Source organism: Cytobacillus sp. FSL K6-0129 (assembly GCF_038007625.1).
Taxonomy (GTDB): domain Bacteria; phylum Bacillota; class Bacilli; order Bacillales; family Cytobacillaceae; genus Cytobacillus; species Cytobacillus kochii.
Window position 1 is genome coordinate 830642 of record NZ_JBBOXM010000001.1, and the last position, 14357, is coordinate 844998.

At 35.6% G+C, this 14357-nt stretch carries 12 protein-coding genes; 7 read left to right on the forward strand and 5 right to left on the reverse strand.

Features of this window, described 5'->3' with window-relative positions:
* Positions 1–14: 14 nt before the first annotated feature.
* Positions 15–2849 (reverse strand): 2-oxoglutarate dehydrogenase E1 component, encoded by a 2835-nt coding sequence (locus MHI57_RS04040; RefSeq protein WP_340975177.1) that lies wholly within the window; start codon positions 2847–2849, stop codon positions 15–17.
* A gap of 436 nt (positions 2850–3285) precedes the next feature.
* Between MHI57_RS04040 and MHI57_RS04045 the strand changes: the two genes are divergently transcribed.
* Positions 3286–3477, forward strand: a complete 192-nt coding sequence (locus MHI57_RS04045) for a small, acid-soluble spore protein, H family (protein ID WP_095373127.1) — start codon at positions 3286–3288, stop codon at positions 3475–3477.
* Here the strand turns inward: MHI57_RS04045 and MHI57_RS04050 are convergent.
* Positions 3474–3803: a DUF3889 domain-containing protein gene (locus tag MHI57_RS04050; protein WP_095373126.1), complete on the reverse strand. Its 330-nt coding sequence runs from the start codon at positions 3801–3803 to the stop codon at positions 3474–3476. The genes MHI57_RS04045 and MHI57_RS04050 overlap by 4 nt on opposite strands.
* 869 nt (positions 3804–4672) lie before the next feature.
* On the opposite strand from MHI57_RS04050, the gene qoxA reads away from it, so the two are divergent.
* Genes qoxA through qoxD form a run of 4 tightly spaced genes read left to right on the forward strand, consistent with a single transcriptional unit; the run spans position 4673 to position 8467 of the window.
* Positions 4673–5587, forward strand: a complete 915-nt coding sequence (gene qoxA, locus MHI57_RS04055) for a cytochrome aa3 quinol oxidase subunit II (RefSeq protein WP_095373125.1) — start codon at positions 4673–4675, stop codon at positions 5585–5587.
* Positions 5588–5631: 44 nt separating this feature from the next.
* Complete coding sequence (gene qoxB / locus MHI57_RS04060) at positions 5632–7578, forward strand: cytochrome aa3 quinol oxidase subunit I (RefSeq protein ID WP_307313633.1); 1947 nt, start codon at positions 5632–5634, stop codon at positions 7576–7578.
* Entirely contained in the window at positions 7578–8174 is a 597-nt protein-coding gene (qoxC, locus tag MHI57_RS04065; RefSeq protein ID WP_095373124.1) for a cytochrome aa3 quinol oxidase subunit III, read from the forward strand. Before qoxB ends, qoxC begins: the two co-directional genes overlap by 1 nt.
* 2 nt (positions 8175–8176) lie before the next feature.
* Positions 8177–8467 (forward strand): cytochrome aa3 quinol oxidase subunit IV, encoded by a 291-nt coding sequence (gene qoxD, locus MHI57_RS04070; protein ID WP_095373680.1) that lies wholly within the window; start codon positions 8177–8179, stop codon positions 8465–8467.
* 31 nt (positions 8468–8498) lie between these two features.
* On the opposite strand, the gene MHI57_RS04075 is transcribed toward qoxD, so the two are convergent.
* A complete protein-coding gene (locus tag MHI57_RS04075) occupies positions 8499–8771 on the reverse strand; it encodes a hypothetical protein (RefSeq protein WP_095373123.1) in 273 nt (90 codons plus the stop codon).
* Positions 8772–9159: 388 nt separating this feature from the next.
* Here MHI57_RS04075 and MHI57_RS04080 point away from each other — a divergent pair, with 388 nt between their 5' ends.
* Positions 9160–10806: an AAA family ATPase gene (locus MHI57_RS04080; RefSeq protein WP_445293213.1), complete on the forward strand. Its 1647-nt coding sequence runs from the start codon at positions 9160–9162 to the stop codon at positions 10804–10806.
* Between the two features lie 559 nt (positions 10807–11365).
* Positions 11366–12223, forward strand: a complete 858-nt coding sequence (locus tag MHI57_RS04085; protein ID WP_180316964.1) for an ATP-binding protein — start codon at positions 11366–11368, stop codon at positions 12221–12223.
* Positions 12224–12403: 180 nt separating this feature from the next.
* Here the strand turns inward: MHI57_RS04085 and MHI57_RS04090 are convergent, their stop codons facing one another.
* Together MHI57_RS04090 and MHI57_RS04095 are read right to left on the reverse strand one after the other, a co-directional pair.
* Positions 12404–13183, reverse strand: coding sequence for a divergent polysaccharide deacetylase family protein (locus MHI57_RS04090; RefSeq protein WP_445293193.1), 780 nt, complete (start codon positions 13181–13183; stop codon positions 12404–12406).
* 57 nt (positions 13184–13240) lie between these two features.
* On the reverse strand, positions 13241–14320 hold the full coding sequence (locus MHI57_RS04095) for a YkvI family membrane protein (RefSeq protein WP_328198027.1): 1080 nt from the start codon (positions 14318–14320) through the stop codon (positions 13241–13243).
* Positions 14321–14357: the final 37 nt, after the last annotated feature.

A 14357-nucleotide genomic window follows, 5' to 3' on the forward strand; every position in this document is an offset into this window, starting at 1 on the left:
TAATTTCCTCCTTATTACTTACGTGTTAAAGATTCTTCAATAATTCTCTGCTGCTCTTTTTTATGCACGACTGGATCGCCTTCTGCTGTGCTTGAGCGGCGGCGTCTACCGATATAATTTACCTCTACTCCGTCAGGGGCAATATGTTTTAACCTTGGTTCAACAAAATTCCATGCGCCCATATTCTTCGGTTCCTCTTGCACCCAGATCATTTCTTCAAGATTTGGATAACGTTTTACTACTTCCGTAATGTCAGCAAATGGGAACGGATAAATCTCTTCTACACGTACAATATGGAACCACTCTTTATCTTCAATATCTTTTAATTTATCTTCTAAATCAATAGCCATTTTTCCTGATGTGAAAACAATTCTTTTCACTTGCTCTTTTTTCTCACCAAGGCCAGATTGCTCGAGAATCGAGTTAAACTGTCCTTCTGATAAATCTTTAGCAGTTGCAGCAACTGTAGGGTTACGTAAAAGACTCTTAGGTGACATTATGACCAATGGTCTTACTTCTTCCTGATTCAAAATCGCTGCTTGTCTTCTTAAAATATGGAAGTACTGTGCTGCTGAAGAAAGGTTAGCTACTGTCCAGTTGTTTTCAGCTGCCAGCTGCAGGAATCTTTCTAATCTTGCACTTGAATGCTCTGGACCTTGTCCTTCATATCCATGTGGAAGAAGCATTACTAGACCAGATTTTTGTCCCCATTTCGCGCGACCAGCAGAAATGAATTGATCAAACATAACTTGTGCAGAGTTCGCAAAGTCACCAAACTGTGCTTCCCAAAGAACTAAAGTTTCTGGAGCTGACACATTATAACCATATTCAAAGCCTAGAACAGCCATTTCTGACAACGGGCTATTATGAACAGCAAATGAAGCTTTAGCTGTTGAGATTTGATGTAAAGGTGAGAACGATTTACCTGTCACTTCATCATGTAACATGATATTTCTATGGGCAAATGTTCCACGCTCTGAATCTTGACCTGTAAGTCTTACCGGCGTACCATCTGAAATAATTGAAGCGAATGCTAATGTTTCAGCGTGACCCCAATCAATTTTCCCAACCTCTTCTAGTCCATTTTTACGACGTTGTAATATTTTACTTAGCTTTCTAAAGACTTTATATTCTTCCGGCCATTTTAGAAGTTCTTCATTCAATTGCTGTAAAGACTCTAATGGCACAGCAGTTTGAATGCTTGGTATACCATTTTCCACTGTCTCAGGTGGATTTAATTCAGTTGCATCTTCTTGTTTATCCGGCACTTTATCGTAAGCTTGCTGAAGTTTTTCAGCTACTTCCGAATGAATAGCAGTAACCTCTTCTTCTGATAAGTATTGATCTTTTTTTAATTTCTCACCATAAAGCTCTTTAATCGTTGGTCTTTTATGGATAATATTATACATCGCTGGGTTTGTGGTCATCGGCTCGTCCATTTCATTGTGACCAAAGCGGCGATACCCAATTAAGTCAATTAAGAAATCTTTATGGAATTTATCTCTATATTCAATAGCTAATTTAGCGGCATTGATGACTGCTTCGGGATCATCTGCATTTACATGCACGATTGGAACCTCATAGCCTTTGGCTAAATCACTTGCATATCTAGTCGATCTAGAATCATAAGATTCTGTTGTAAAGCCAATCGTGTTATTAGCAATAATATGGATGGAACCACCAGTATTATAGCCATTTAATTGACCAAGATTTAATGTTTCAGCGACAACACCTTGCCCTGGAAAAGCAGCGTCTCCGTGAATAATGATGGAAAGTGCTTCGTCGTAATTAACTTCTGGGAAACCACCAGTAGTACGTTTATCTTGAGCCGCTCTTGTATATCCTTCAACTACAGGACCAACGAACTCTAAATGGCTTGGGTTGTTCGCAAGTGTTAAGTTTGCAACTGTTGTATTTTCAGCCTTGATTTGTTTGTCTAATCCCAGATGGTATTTTACATCGCCTGTCCATCCATAGCTGATACCAATAGAACCTTCAGATGGGACAAGATCTTTGTTCGGCGCATGCTGAAATTCCGCGAATATCATCTCATAAGGCTTACCAAGTACATGAGCAAGCACATTTAAACGTCCGCGGTGTGCCATTCCAATATTTATTGTTTTTGTGCCATTCGCCACTGAACCTGATACAATTTCATCTAACATTGGTACCATCGTATCTAAACCTTCAATAGAGAAGCGTTTTTGACCGACGAAAGTACGGTGTAAGAATTTTTCAAACTCTTCTACTTCCGTTAATCTTTTGTACACTTTCGCTTTTTCAGGTTTTTGCAAGTTAAGTTTAAGGCTATTTGTTTCAACCTTGCGACGAAGCCAATCCTTTTCTTCTAAATTGTCAACATGAGTGAACTCAAATGCTAACGTATCCATATAAGCATTTTTTAAGTATTCAAATGCTTCTAATCCATCTCTTAACGGAATATTCGCATCTGTACATATAAGATGAGCTGGTATTGCACGTAAATCTGCTTCTGTTAATCCATAATTACTTAAATCAAAAATAGCAACATTCTTTTCTTCCCTATTAACTAGGGGATAAATATCAGCAGCTTTATGTCCGTTTGAACGAATAAAATCGGCAAGACGAATAGCTGATAAAGTTTTTTCAATTTGTGCTGGACTTACGCCAGTGCTTTCTGCTCCTAAACTTATAGGAGCTACCCCTGTTTGTTGCAATGGTGAACCATTAACCTCAAAATACTCTCTCATTTCTTGGTCAACTGATTCTGGATTTTCTAAATACATCTCATAAAGCTCGATTACATAGCCAAGGTTAGGACCATAAAAACTTTGTTCTAAAGGTCCGCTACCCTCTGAAGGCTTCTTCATGGAAAATTACCTCCACAACTCTTTTTTAAATATATTTGGATAATTTATTTCCGCCCCATATCCATTCTAGGATAGTAACAATATTATTTCGTATATTAAAATTCCGAATAATGTTAATTTCCAGAGGACGAAATGTTTCCTAAGCCATTTTACCACGTTAAAGGCGCATATACAAAGGGAAAAAAGAGAAAATCACGAAAATACAGCTAATATTTTTAGAAAAAATACTTATATTAAAAAAGTGAATTAATTTAATTCCTATATCACGCCTATTAGTGTAATAAATTGGAAAGATGAACTAACGTCTACAAGTTGATAATCATTCAACTTCTAAACCGTTTGCCTATTTAAGTATATATCAAAAGCCTTATTATTGGTAGAATTGTGCACTAAATATTCAAACTGAATAAAATACTACGAGAGAGGATGTGAACTTATGGATTTAGCTAGAGCGAGGGAACTACTAAAAAGTCAAAACGAATATGAAGTAACTTTCGATGGCGTAAATATCGTCATTGTCGATCTCTATGAATTAACTAAAATGGCAAGGGTGTGCGAAAGAAACAACGTAGATAAGAATCAAGTTGTTCCACTCGCACAATTAATAGAAGAAAATACAATACGTTAACGGTCCGTTTTTTTCGTTAAAATACGGACGATTTTCTCCGAATCTTTATCATATTCAATAAACACATAGAGCCCATATTCTATCTCCTGTTGACGCATCCAAAGTTTAAACTTTTCTATTTCTGTCTCATCCTTTACTTCTTTTCCAAGATGCTGATAATCAACAATATCTGCTGATGGATATTTTTCCTTTGCGATCATCATCGCTTCTTTACCCCATTTCGCATAAGAAGGTGCATCATAAACGGCAAAGCTTGTTTGAGGGCTTGAAATAAATATATAGCTAAACAACACTATGACAATTGAGAGAAACACTCTTTTCTCCATTTTCTCCTCACCTCTTCACTTTTATTTTTTGATGGAAATATTTATAGTTTTACTATCTTTTCAATGTTTATTCTTTATGAAAGTTTTTTTGGGAAATGGGTTATATAATGAAAGAAAAATTCAAAGCAAAACTTGCTAGTGCAAAAGTAAATATCAATAGATAAAGAAAAGCGGGCAAGTTAATGGTTAAAACTTGCCCGCTTTTCTTTATCTATTGTTCCATTAACCCTTATATCGTAAATGTCAACATAGCCTTTAAAAAATATAAGAAAATGTTCATTATTATTTCATTTGATTAGTTTTAGATATGATTATTTTAATAAAAGTAATCGTACAACATCTAAAACAAAAAGTGGAAGACATAAAGGCCTATTTTGTTCTCTCAAGTAAATCATCTATTTCAATTATTTCTATTAAATGATGAATATCATCAGTCGGGTTATATACACCGTCTAAAAATTGATCAATATCAAATTTCTTTAACAAGATAACCCTCCTCTTTTTTCATCCGTTTCAAAACCATTCGAAGACTTCACACTTTTTTTGTGGGTACTGTTAGTCAAATACACAACATCATTTATATTAATATAATAAATAAAGAAGCAACCTTTAAAATTTATTGAACGATGCAATATTCATTTTTCAGTTTTTTCTTAAAATAGAGTATTTAAATAATATTATTTTTTCTTTTTACTTTCAGTTTCATGAACATTTTGTGACCAAATTCATCATTTGTTCATGAACATTTTGTGACACCTATCACATTCAATTGTTTTTAACCATTTATGATACTAACATAGGGTTACAGGCGTGATATTCACGTTCAAATAAAACAATAGATTTTTAGAAAGATAGAAAGGGGTACATCAATGAAATTGAAAAGGGCTCTTTTATTGGCTATAGTTGCCATTGCCGCTGTACTTGCTGGGTGTGAACCACTTACTGTTCTAAATCCTAAAGGTCCACAGGCCGAAGTCCAGGCTAACGATATTATGATGTCCATATGGTTAATGTCTGGCATTGTTATTGTAGTTTTTGCAATGCTTGCATATATGCTCATTAAATTTCGTTCATCTAAACAAGGAAAAGATTATGAACCACCTCACATCGAGGGAAATAAATGGGTGGAGGCAGTTTGTGTCGGAATACCTGTACTAATTGTTGCTTATCTATCATTTGTTTCTGTCCAAAGTAACTATAAAGTTGAAGCAACACCACCAGGGTATGAAGATAAGGAGCCATTAGTTGTATATGCATCATCATCTAACTGGAAATGGCACTTCAGCTATCCTGAAGAAGATATTGAGACAGTAAATTACTTATATATACCTACAGATCGAGCGCTTGAATTTAAACTTTACTCATTCGGTCCAATTACAAGCTTCTGGATTCCACAACTTGGCGGACAGAAATATGCAATGGCCGATATGGTAACAACATTACATTTAGCTGCTGATCATCCTGGTGAATTCATGGGTAGAAATGCAAACTTCAGCGGAAAAGGTTTTGCTGAAAATACGTTTGATGTAACAGCAATGTCTCCAGTTGAATTTGAGGAATGGGTAGATGAAGTTCATCAAACAGCTGATCCAATTACTGAAGATAAATTTGAAGAGTTACTAGAGCCAGGTCACTTAGGTAAGATGACCTTTACTGGCACTCATTTAGACTTTAGCCCAGCACCTGAAGGGCATGAACATCATCAATCAAATGATGAAGATTCAGAAGAAAATCATGAAAATCATGATGAGCACGAAGGTCACACTGACCACAGTAGCCATTAATTAGATGAAGTGTCTATTGACATCTTCTGAAAGGAGTATACAGGATGGAGTTCTTTGAACGTTTTGCCATACCACATCCAAGTCCAGCTATTTATGCTTCAATGGTAGCAATTGCAATTGTTTCTATTGCCATTGTAGTTGGGATAACATATTTTAAAAAATGGGGTTATTTATGGCGTGAATGGTTAACAACTGTTGACCATAAACGATTAGGTATTATGTATATTATTGCAGCGATCCTCATGCTATTCCGAGGAGGCGCTGACGCAATTATGATGCGTGCGCAATTATCAGCACCTGAGAACAAATTGCTTGATGCACAGCATTATAACGAGATATTCACTACACATGGTGTTGTTATGATTCTCTTCATGGCTATGCCATTTATTATCGGGTTTATGAACTTTGTTGTTCCACTGCAAATTGGGGCTCGCGATGTTGCGTTCCCACGTCTTAATGCACTTAGCTTCTGGTTATTCTTTGCCGGTGCAATGTTATTTAATATCTCTTTCGTTATCGGAGGATCACCAGATGCGGGTTGGACATCTTACTTCCCGTTAGCAGATAATGAATTTAGTACCTCTGTCGGTACGAACTATTATATGATTGCGATACAGATTGCCGGTCTAGGTACATTAGCAACAGGTATCAACTTTATGACGACAATCTTGAAAATGCGTGCTCCAGGCATGACATTAATGAAAATGCCAATGTTTACTTGGTCAGCATTAATTACGAACGTTATTATCGTATTTGCTTTCCCTGTATTAACAGTTGCGCTTGCAATGGGTACATTAGATCGTTTATTCGGTACACATTTCTTTGCATCAACAAATGGCGGTATGGATATGTTATGGGCCAACCTTTTCTGGGTTTGGGGACACCCTGAAGTATATATCTTAATCTTGCCTGCATTCGGTATTTACAGTGAGGTAATCTCTACTTTCGCTAGACGTAACCTATATGGTTATAAATCAATGGTTGCTTCAATGGTAATCATTTCACTATTATCATTCGTTGTATGGGTTCACCACTTCTTTACAATGGGTCAAGGCGCTTTCGTTAACAGTATTTTCTCTATTACAACGATGGCAATAGCAGTACCTACCGGTGTAAAAATATTCAACTGGTTGTTAACACTGTATAAAGGTAAAATCGTGATGACAACGCCAATGCTTTACTCAATGTTGTTTATCCCACTTTTCACACTTGGTGGTGTAACAGGGGTTATGCTTGGTATGTCAGCAGCTGACTATCAATACCATAATACAATGTTCTTAGTTGCTCACTTCCATATGGTAATCATTCCTGGGGTTGTGTTCGCAATGCTAGCTGCCCTTTATTACTACTGGCCAAAAATGTTCGGCTTCATGTTAAATGATCGTCTTGGTAAAATCGGCGCTTGGATTATTGCGATTGGTACATTAGTTGCCTTTATGCCAATGTTCATCTCTGGTTTAGATGGTCAAGCTAGACGTATGTACACTTATTCTGAAGCAAGTGGATTTGGTATTTGGAATATGATTTCTATGGTTGGCGCCCTTATGTTAGCAGCTGGATTTGCGTTAATCGTTTATAATATTTACTATAGTTTCCGTTATGCACCAAGAGATATTGGATCAGATCCTTGGGATGCACGTACACTTGAATGGGCTACACATACGCCAGTTCCTGAGTATAATTTTGCAACTATGCCTAAGATCGATTCCTATGAAACATTCTGGGATTCAAAGAAAAAAGGCACACCGTTATTCCCAGATAAAATTGAAAAGATTCACATGCCGAACAACAGTGGTATTCCATTCATTATGGGAATTATCTTCTTCATGTGGGGATTCTCGTTCGTCTTTGCAATGTGGATTCCGTTAATTATTTGTACACTAGGTATTTTCGCTTGTATGGCTTATCAATCATTTGAAAATGATCATGGAAGATATATTTCTATTGAAGAAATAGAAGAAACAGAAAAAGAATTGGGAGGTAAAAGATAATGAAGATTGATCACTCTCTCCCTCTTGAGTACAGTACTGATGAAAATCGCTTAAAGATTCTTGGCTTCTGGATTTTCCTCGGTGCGGAAGTTATGTTATTTGCAACATTATTTGCATCTTACTTTATTTTGTCAGGTGGTACAGGTGATGGCCCATCGGGTGCTGAAATTTTTGAAATCACACCTGTATTAATTGAAACACTCGTTCTATTAACAAGTAGTTTCACAATTGGCCTCATGGTTCACGCGATGAGACTTGGTCGCCAAAAAGCAATGATGGGATTCTTTATTGCAACAATCGTACTTGGGGCTATCTTCCTCGGTGTTGAAATTTATGAATTCGTTCATTATGTTCATGTTGGCGCAGGACTACAAACAAGTGCATTTAGTGCAATCCTATTAACCACTTTAGGAACACACGGCGCGCACGTAACTTTCGGGTTATTCTGGGGAACATGTATCCTAATTCAAGTAAAGAAATATGGCTTAACACCAAGAACAACGAATAAGTCATTTATCTTCTCTCTTTACTGGCACTTCCTAGACGTTGTTTGGATCTTCATCTTCAGCTTCGTCTATCTGAAAGGAATGATGTAATGATGAAAGAATTATTCCCGATGAAACAAGTGATGGGATTTATCTTTTCACTCGTGCTAACAGCTGTTGCCCTAATGGTTTACTTCTTTGATATGTCATTTGCAGTTGGAATGACAATCTTACTTGTAACTGCTTTTATTCAAGCAGGGCTACAATTAGTACTATTCATGCATGCTGGTGAATCAGAAGATAAAAACGCCATCTATATTACAATTTACTATGGTGTATTAATTGCAATCTTCACCATTCTTGGTTCCCTACTAACAATGGTTTGGACTTACCAAATTCAATAAATAAAAAAGGAGCGTCCTCTTTCGGGCGCTCCTACTTTGTTTTAATTGATGTTGCTGTTACTTTTGCTAATGTATCTAGTTTAGATTTTCTTCTACCTGTCTTTTCTAATACTTCCTCTGTAGCTACAAAAAAGACGCCCATTAAAAAGACAAAAATGGCTCCCATTACCGTACCAATACCAATACCAGTTAACGTACTGGAAACGTTTCCAAAGAATCCGATCGAAAAGATGATGATTCCGGCAATCAATAATGTACCTCCATAATACTTAACTGCTTTTAACATAGCTTTTGATGTATTCATTTCCATCATCCTCCTTTTCATCCATTATCCACCCTGTTCACAATTATGTCAATATTTTTTCGCGAATTTGACAAAATTATCTCTTTTTTATGGTTGACTTTTCGATTAATTAGTTATTTTTTATTATATTATGCAAATAATTATAGTTTGATTTTACTTTTAGCCTTATTTTTGACAAAAATAACGGTTTCACCACTTATTTTCTTCACAAATTATGCATTATATTCCTATGTTAACAACGTTTTATACTAAAAATAGCTTTTCTCTCCCTTTATAATGGACATATATTTACATTACCAAAACATGTTTGATATTAATTTTTTTGGGGGTTATAAATTTGTCACATAAAATAAAACGTGCAACTCTCATTCTTATATCACTGTTATTTATGTTAGCTATTTTTATCACCTATTATTTGATGAATAAACCAACCACTCATACAATCCCCTTCTCTCAATTAGAAGCCAATATACAAAATTATTCCCAAGCTGACATTGAAATGAAGGAATATAAAAACGGAAAAATAGAAGTGGTAATAGACGAGAAAAAATTTATTTCTCATATCACACCTAATAGTGATAAAGTTGAAAACCTTGTCGCTACTTATCCAATAGAATATAAATATGCTGCGACTAACTCATATAGTATATGGATTATTATTGCTTTCTTATCATTATTAATTGCAACAGTTATTTATTTGTTTAAATCAGGAAAAATGGGTGCAACCAATCAACTAAAACAATCTGTATCTAAAGCGAAACCGCTCCCCTCGACAACATTAAATGATGTTGGAGGCTTGCAACCAGAAATGAAGGATGAATTATTACAAACCATATCATCCTTAAAGTCGCCAGCTAAAGCAGTAGAATTAGGGATTAAGCCTCCTAAAGGGATTCTTCTTTATGGCCCTCCTGGCACTGGTAAAACATTGCTTGCACAAGCAATAGCTAAGGAATTAAATGCGCAATTTTACTCTTCAAGTGGTTCTGCTTTTAATGAAATGTTTGTTGGTATTGGTGCTGCAAGGGTACGTTCACTTTTTCAAAATGCCCGCAAGAATCAACCTGCTGTTATTTTTATTGACGAGGTAGATGCTTTGGCAGGCAAAAGAAAGCCTCATGGCGGGGAAGAAAGTGAAAAAACATTAACGGAATTACTCGTTCAATTGGATGGCGGGCTATCAAATGATGGTATTTTATTTATTGCAGCAACGAACAGAAAAGATATGCTAGATGATGCCTTTCTTCGACCAGGCAGAATTGACTTCAGCTTTCATATTCAGTTACCTGATTTGAAAGGAAGAAAAGAAATCATTGATATTCATGCAAAAAATCGACAACTTGCCAGTGATGTCTCAGCTTCACTTACTGTTTTAGCTGAATCAACATCCGGTTTTTCTGGAGCTGATCTCCATTCTCTGTTTGAAACAGCAAGTAGAAAAGCAATACTCAATAATCATAAAGAAATTACAAAAGATGATCTCAATTTTGCATTGGACCGAACTATACTAGGAAATAGCAGCCTACCTTTACAAGATGTAAATATTAAGCGAAGAGTAGCCATCCATGAAGCGGGCCATGCCCTCATTGCAGCTGTGACAAAACCGGGTTCAGTTAGAAAAGCGACCATTATTCCTCGTGGCCAAGCATTGGGTTATGTTGCACCTATTCAAAAAGAACTCCATTTATCTACTTTTAGTGAACTGCTTGATCAAGTGGCAATGATTTTAGGTGGAGGAGTAGCAGAAAGACAACTATTAGGAGAGCATAGTATCGGTGTTAGTGGGGATGTCCAACAAGCAAAGCAACTATTAGAACAGATGGTTGAAAACGGTCTCTTAGAAGATGGATTCACCCTTTCTTTTGAATCAAAGCGTAAAGACGAATTATTACAATCACTTTATTTTCAAGCATTAAAACGAGCAGAGTCCTTACTACTCGAACATAGTAAGGCGCATGCAGACATTGTTCACGCCCTCATGTCTTATGAAACATTAGATGGAGATGTAATTGAACAATTAGTACGAAACAAATGAATATGCCAACACATATAAATGAACACTTTCAACCGCCTGTTGAAAGTGTTCATTTTTTACTTCTTCCCTCTCCTCAACGATTCTATTATTCGACAAAATGAAGCAGGAATATCCAACTAAATGTATAATGTTTATATATGAATATATAACCATGTTAGGAATGATGCTTTTGTATGAATTCATCACAAATATTATACTGCATTTTTTGATTTTAATGATTATACCAATAACAAAAATAATTGTCCCTTCTAAATATCATCATAAAAAGAAAGTTGGCATTTTTTTTGTTTCTATTTTACTTTCCTTAACCTTAACTATTCTTTTTCCAGTGCATCTTTCTAACCATACTGTTTTTGATTTAATGTACATACCCATTTTTATTTGTTTTTTCTATGTTCATAAGTATACCGGCTTATGCTTATTATTTTTCGCTCTTATTTACCGTTTGATTGAAAGCGATACTAGCGATGTATTTCTCATAGTCAATTATCTCGTCCTCGCTTTCATATTTCATTTACTAACAAAATTTTACCAAAAAAGTTCTTTAAGAAAGAAAATATTGATAGGATTATTATTTTATATTCCTATCGCCAGTACTAGAATGATTATATTTTTTAAGAATCAAGAAACACAATTTTTTATTCAAGCATTATTTCTTGTCTTCGTTTACGCTTTAACATTAATATTGATTATTTATATGATTGAAATGCACCAATCTCATTTATTAATGAGAGAGACGATCCAAGCGGCAGATAAACTCAATGCGATTAGTCAATTAGCTGCATCCATCGCTCATGAAATAAGAAACCCAATGACTACTGTAAAAGGATTTATGCAATTAATGCACGCTGAGCAAAATCTTACTAAGACACAAATACAGTACATCGAAGTCTCTTTAAAAGAACTAGAACGAACCAATCAAATGATTAATGATTTTCTCACTTTATCAAAACCTGCTAATAACACTGTAATAACATTTGATCTTATTCCTAACATTCAAGATGTAACTGAATTTATGAAATCATATGCCCATCTGTCTAATATTCAATTGCAGTGTAAAATAACCCACTACCCCATTTATATAGATGGAAATGCTAATGAGTTAAAACAACTGCTAATTAATTTTATTAAAAATGCTATTGAAGCCATTAATGAAAATGGTACGGTAGAGATTGAGGTTATTTCCTTAAAAAACAAAGTAAAAATTACGGTTCGAGATAATGGGAAAGGAATGTCAAAAGAGGAGTTATCACGAATCGGACAACCGTATTTTTCAACAAAAACAAGGGGAACTGGCCTTGGTTTAATGATTGCCTTTGATATTATTAAAAAAATGAATGGGAAATATGAAATAGAAAGTAATGAGAACGAAGGAACAGCCATTCATTTGTATTTTTCCACATCAGATTCTGTCTAACGATGTCGCATTTCCCTCAATGAAGAAGGAATATGTCACTTCTTGCGCTTGCCTAGGAAATAACAAGAGAATAAAGTCCTTATTTCCTTATATATTAGAAGTGATAATCGCTTCATCTAAAATTATCACTTCTAATATATCTTTTCATAAGTTAGTTCTTAACTTCTCGGAACCATTCTATTAACGAAGCCATTCACTTCCTTCAATCTGTTCAGATAAAGGAATGATATGAGCCTTTTCCTTCAAATGCTCAATATGTCGATTTAATACGGTAACCATCATTGGTCCCGAAACGCCAACATGCCCTATCGCAATTAGGCGGTTTTCAGTTTTAAGTCTATTCTCCAGTCTCTGAGTTTGTTTTTCAATGTGACTGACGGAATAAGTGTCATCAAAAAAAAGATTGTTCTCTAGATAAGGTAAGTGTAGCTCTTCTGCTATTTCTGGTATGACACTCTTGCCAGTGGTTTTACTATCAAGATAATATAATCCCCTTTCAGCACAAACCTCTAGCACAATTTGCATAATTCTTTTATCTTCAGTGATTTTCGACCCCATATGATGATTCATTCCAACAGCATGTGGTACATTCTCAATTGCGTCCTCTACTCTTTTGCGAATTTCTTCATCACTCAGATCAGCAGTAATCGCTCCTGGACCTAACCAACTTTTTTTCCCTACTTTGGGCTCCATCGGCATATGAACGATTACTTCGTGACCTTTTTCAAATGCTGCATTGGCATCTGCAGTTGTTGAAGGCATAAACGGCATAATCGCAACAGTTAACTTTGCCTGTAAATTAAGAATATCTTCTGTTCCATTCATATGGTTACCTAAATCATCAATCACAATTGATAAAGAAGGCTTCCCCCCTTCATCAACTTGTGCGAAACTGCCTTTACTCATTAATGGAAATAACATGATATGAACTATCAAGCTTATGAACAATAATCGTTTCATCTCATCACTCCTCAAAGTTAAATTTCCCATAACTTTGAAGAAAATTGCATTTGTTTTTTATAAAGCTGATTTTTTTTCTACTTGCGTGTAGGACGTTTTTCTATTTCGAACCCACGCGATGATTACAGCAGCAATAAGAACTAAACCTAAATAACCAGTAATCGGATACAGGATACCAACTAAGTTAGTAAATCCAAAGAAACTAGAGACAAACGATGTCAAACTAATGGCAAGAACTGCCCATTTAAAGTGTTTGCTTTCTCTTTTCACTATCCTTGAAGTAAAGCTATAGATCATTCCAACGGCAGTGTTATAGATCATTCCTAAAAGAATAATTGTCATCAACACACCAATGATTGGAGAGATTTCATTTGCTAAATAGAGCATCGGAATATCGAGTGTTGCCACATCTTCTATTCTTGTGAACATTCCGACATTAATGAGTATTAGCATAAGACCAAGACCCAGACCACCAAGAACTCCGCCCCAACCTGCTTGTTTCGCGTTTTTAGTTGTGCCACCCATAACCGCTAGCATCGCCACTCCACATGTAATGTTATAGGAAACATAAAGTACTGCACCTAGTAACCAATGTGGTGCTGCTGGACTACCTTCTTGAGCTACGAGACTCAATTGTGAGAAGTTTGCATCAGCTGTAAATAGAGCATACGCTGAAATAATCATGACAAGCATGAGAAGAAAAGGAGTGATACTACCGATTATAGTCATGACTCGATTCACGTTTACAAAACAAGTGAACACTGTTAACAGGACCATGATTAAACTTCCTATTTGACTCGCAATACCAAATTGTTGTTCAAATGTTGAACCTGCACCTGCAAACATAATTGTTGCCACACCGAATAAAAAGAAAGTAATAATAAAATCCACTACTCTTCCTATATATTTTCCACAAATATAGTGAACAACATCTTTGTGAGATTCTGTTTGTAGCCTACTACCTATTTGCGTAATATTCATACCGAGAAAAATGAATAAAATCGTAGCGGCTATTGTACCAATAAAACCTAACCAGCCAAAATTAGTGAAAAATTGCAATACCTCTTGTCCAGATGCAAAACCAGCTCCAATGATTGTACCAATATAAGCACCTGCTATTTGAATGATTTTTCTCATAAAACCTCATCCTTATATTGAATTTTCTGATATTTTA

What these genes read in the sequence shown, in the direction of transcription:
- MHI57_RS04075 (WP_095373123.1), bottom strand. Translation starts at nt 8,771, where the DNA reads ATGAATACATCAAAAGCTATGTTAAAAGCAGTTAAGTATTATGGAGGT.
- MHI57_RS04050 (WP_095373126.1), bottom strand. Translation starts at nt 3,803, where the DNA reads ATGGAGAAAAGAGTGTTTCTCTCAATTGTCATAGTGTTGTTTAGCTAT.
- MHI57_RS04090 (WP_445293193.1), bottom strand. Translation starts at nt 13,183, where the DNA reads ATGAAACGATTATTGTTCATAAGCTTGATAGTTCATATCATGTTATTT.
- MHI57_RS04095 (WP_328198027.1), bottom strand. Translation starts at nt 14,320, where the DNA reads ATGAGAAAAATCATTCAAATAGCAGGTGCTTATATTGGTACAATCATT.
- qoxA (WP_095373125.1), top strand. Translation starts at nt 4,673, where the DNA reads ATGAAATTGAAAAGGGCTCTTTTATTGGCTATAGTTGCCATTGCCGCT.
- MHI57_RS04040 (WP_340975177.1), bottom strand. Translation starts at nt 2,849, where the DNA reads ATGAAGAAGCCTTCAGAGGGTAGCGGACCTTTAGAACAAAGTTTTTAT.
- qoxB (WP_307313633.1), top strand. Translation starts at nt 5,632, where the DNA reads ATGGAGTTCTTTGAACGTTTTGCCATACCACATCCAAGTCCAGCTATT.
- qoxD (WP_095373680.1), top strand. Translation starts at nt 8,177, where the DNA reads ATGAAAGAATTATTCCCGATGAAACAAGTGATGGGATTTATCTTTTCA.
- MHI57_RS04080 (WP_445293213.1), top strand. Translation starts at nt 9,160, where the DNA reads ATGTTAGCTATTTTTATCACCTATTATTTGATGAATAAACCAACCACT.
- qoxC (WP_095373124.1), top strand. Translation starts at nt 7,578, where the DNA reads ATGAAGATTGATCACTCTCTCCCTCTTGAGTACAGTACTGATGAAAAT.
- MHI57_RS04045 (WP_095373127.1), top strand. Translation starts at nt 3,286, where the DNA reads ATGGATTTAGCTAGAGCGAGGGAACTACTAAAAAGTCAAAACGAATAT.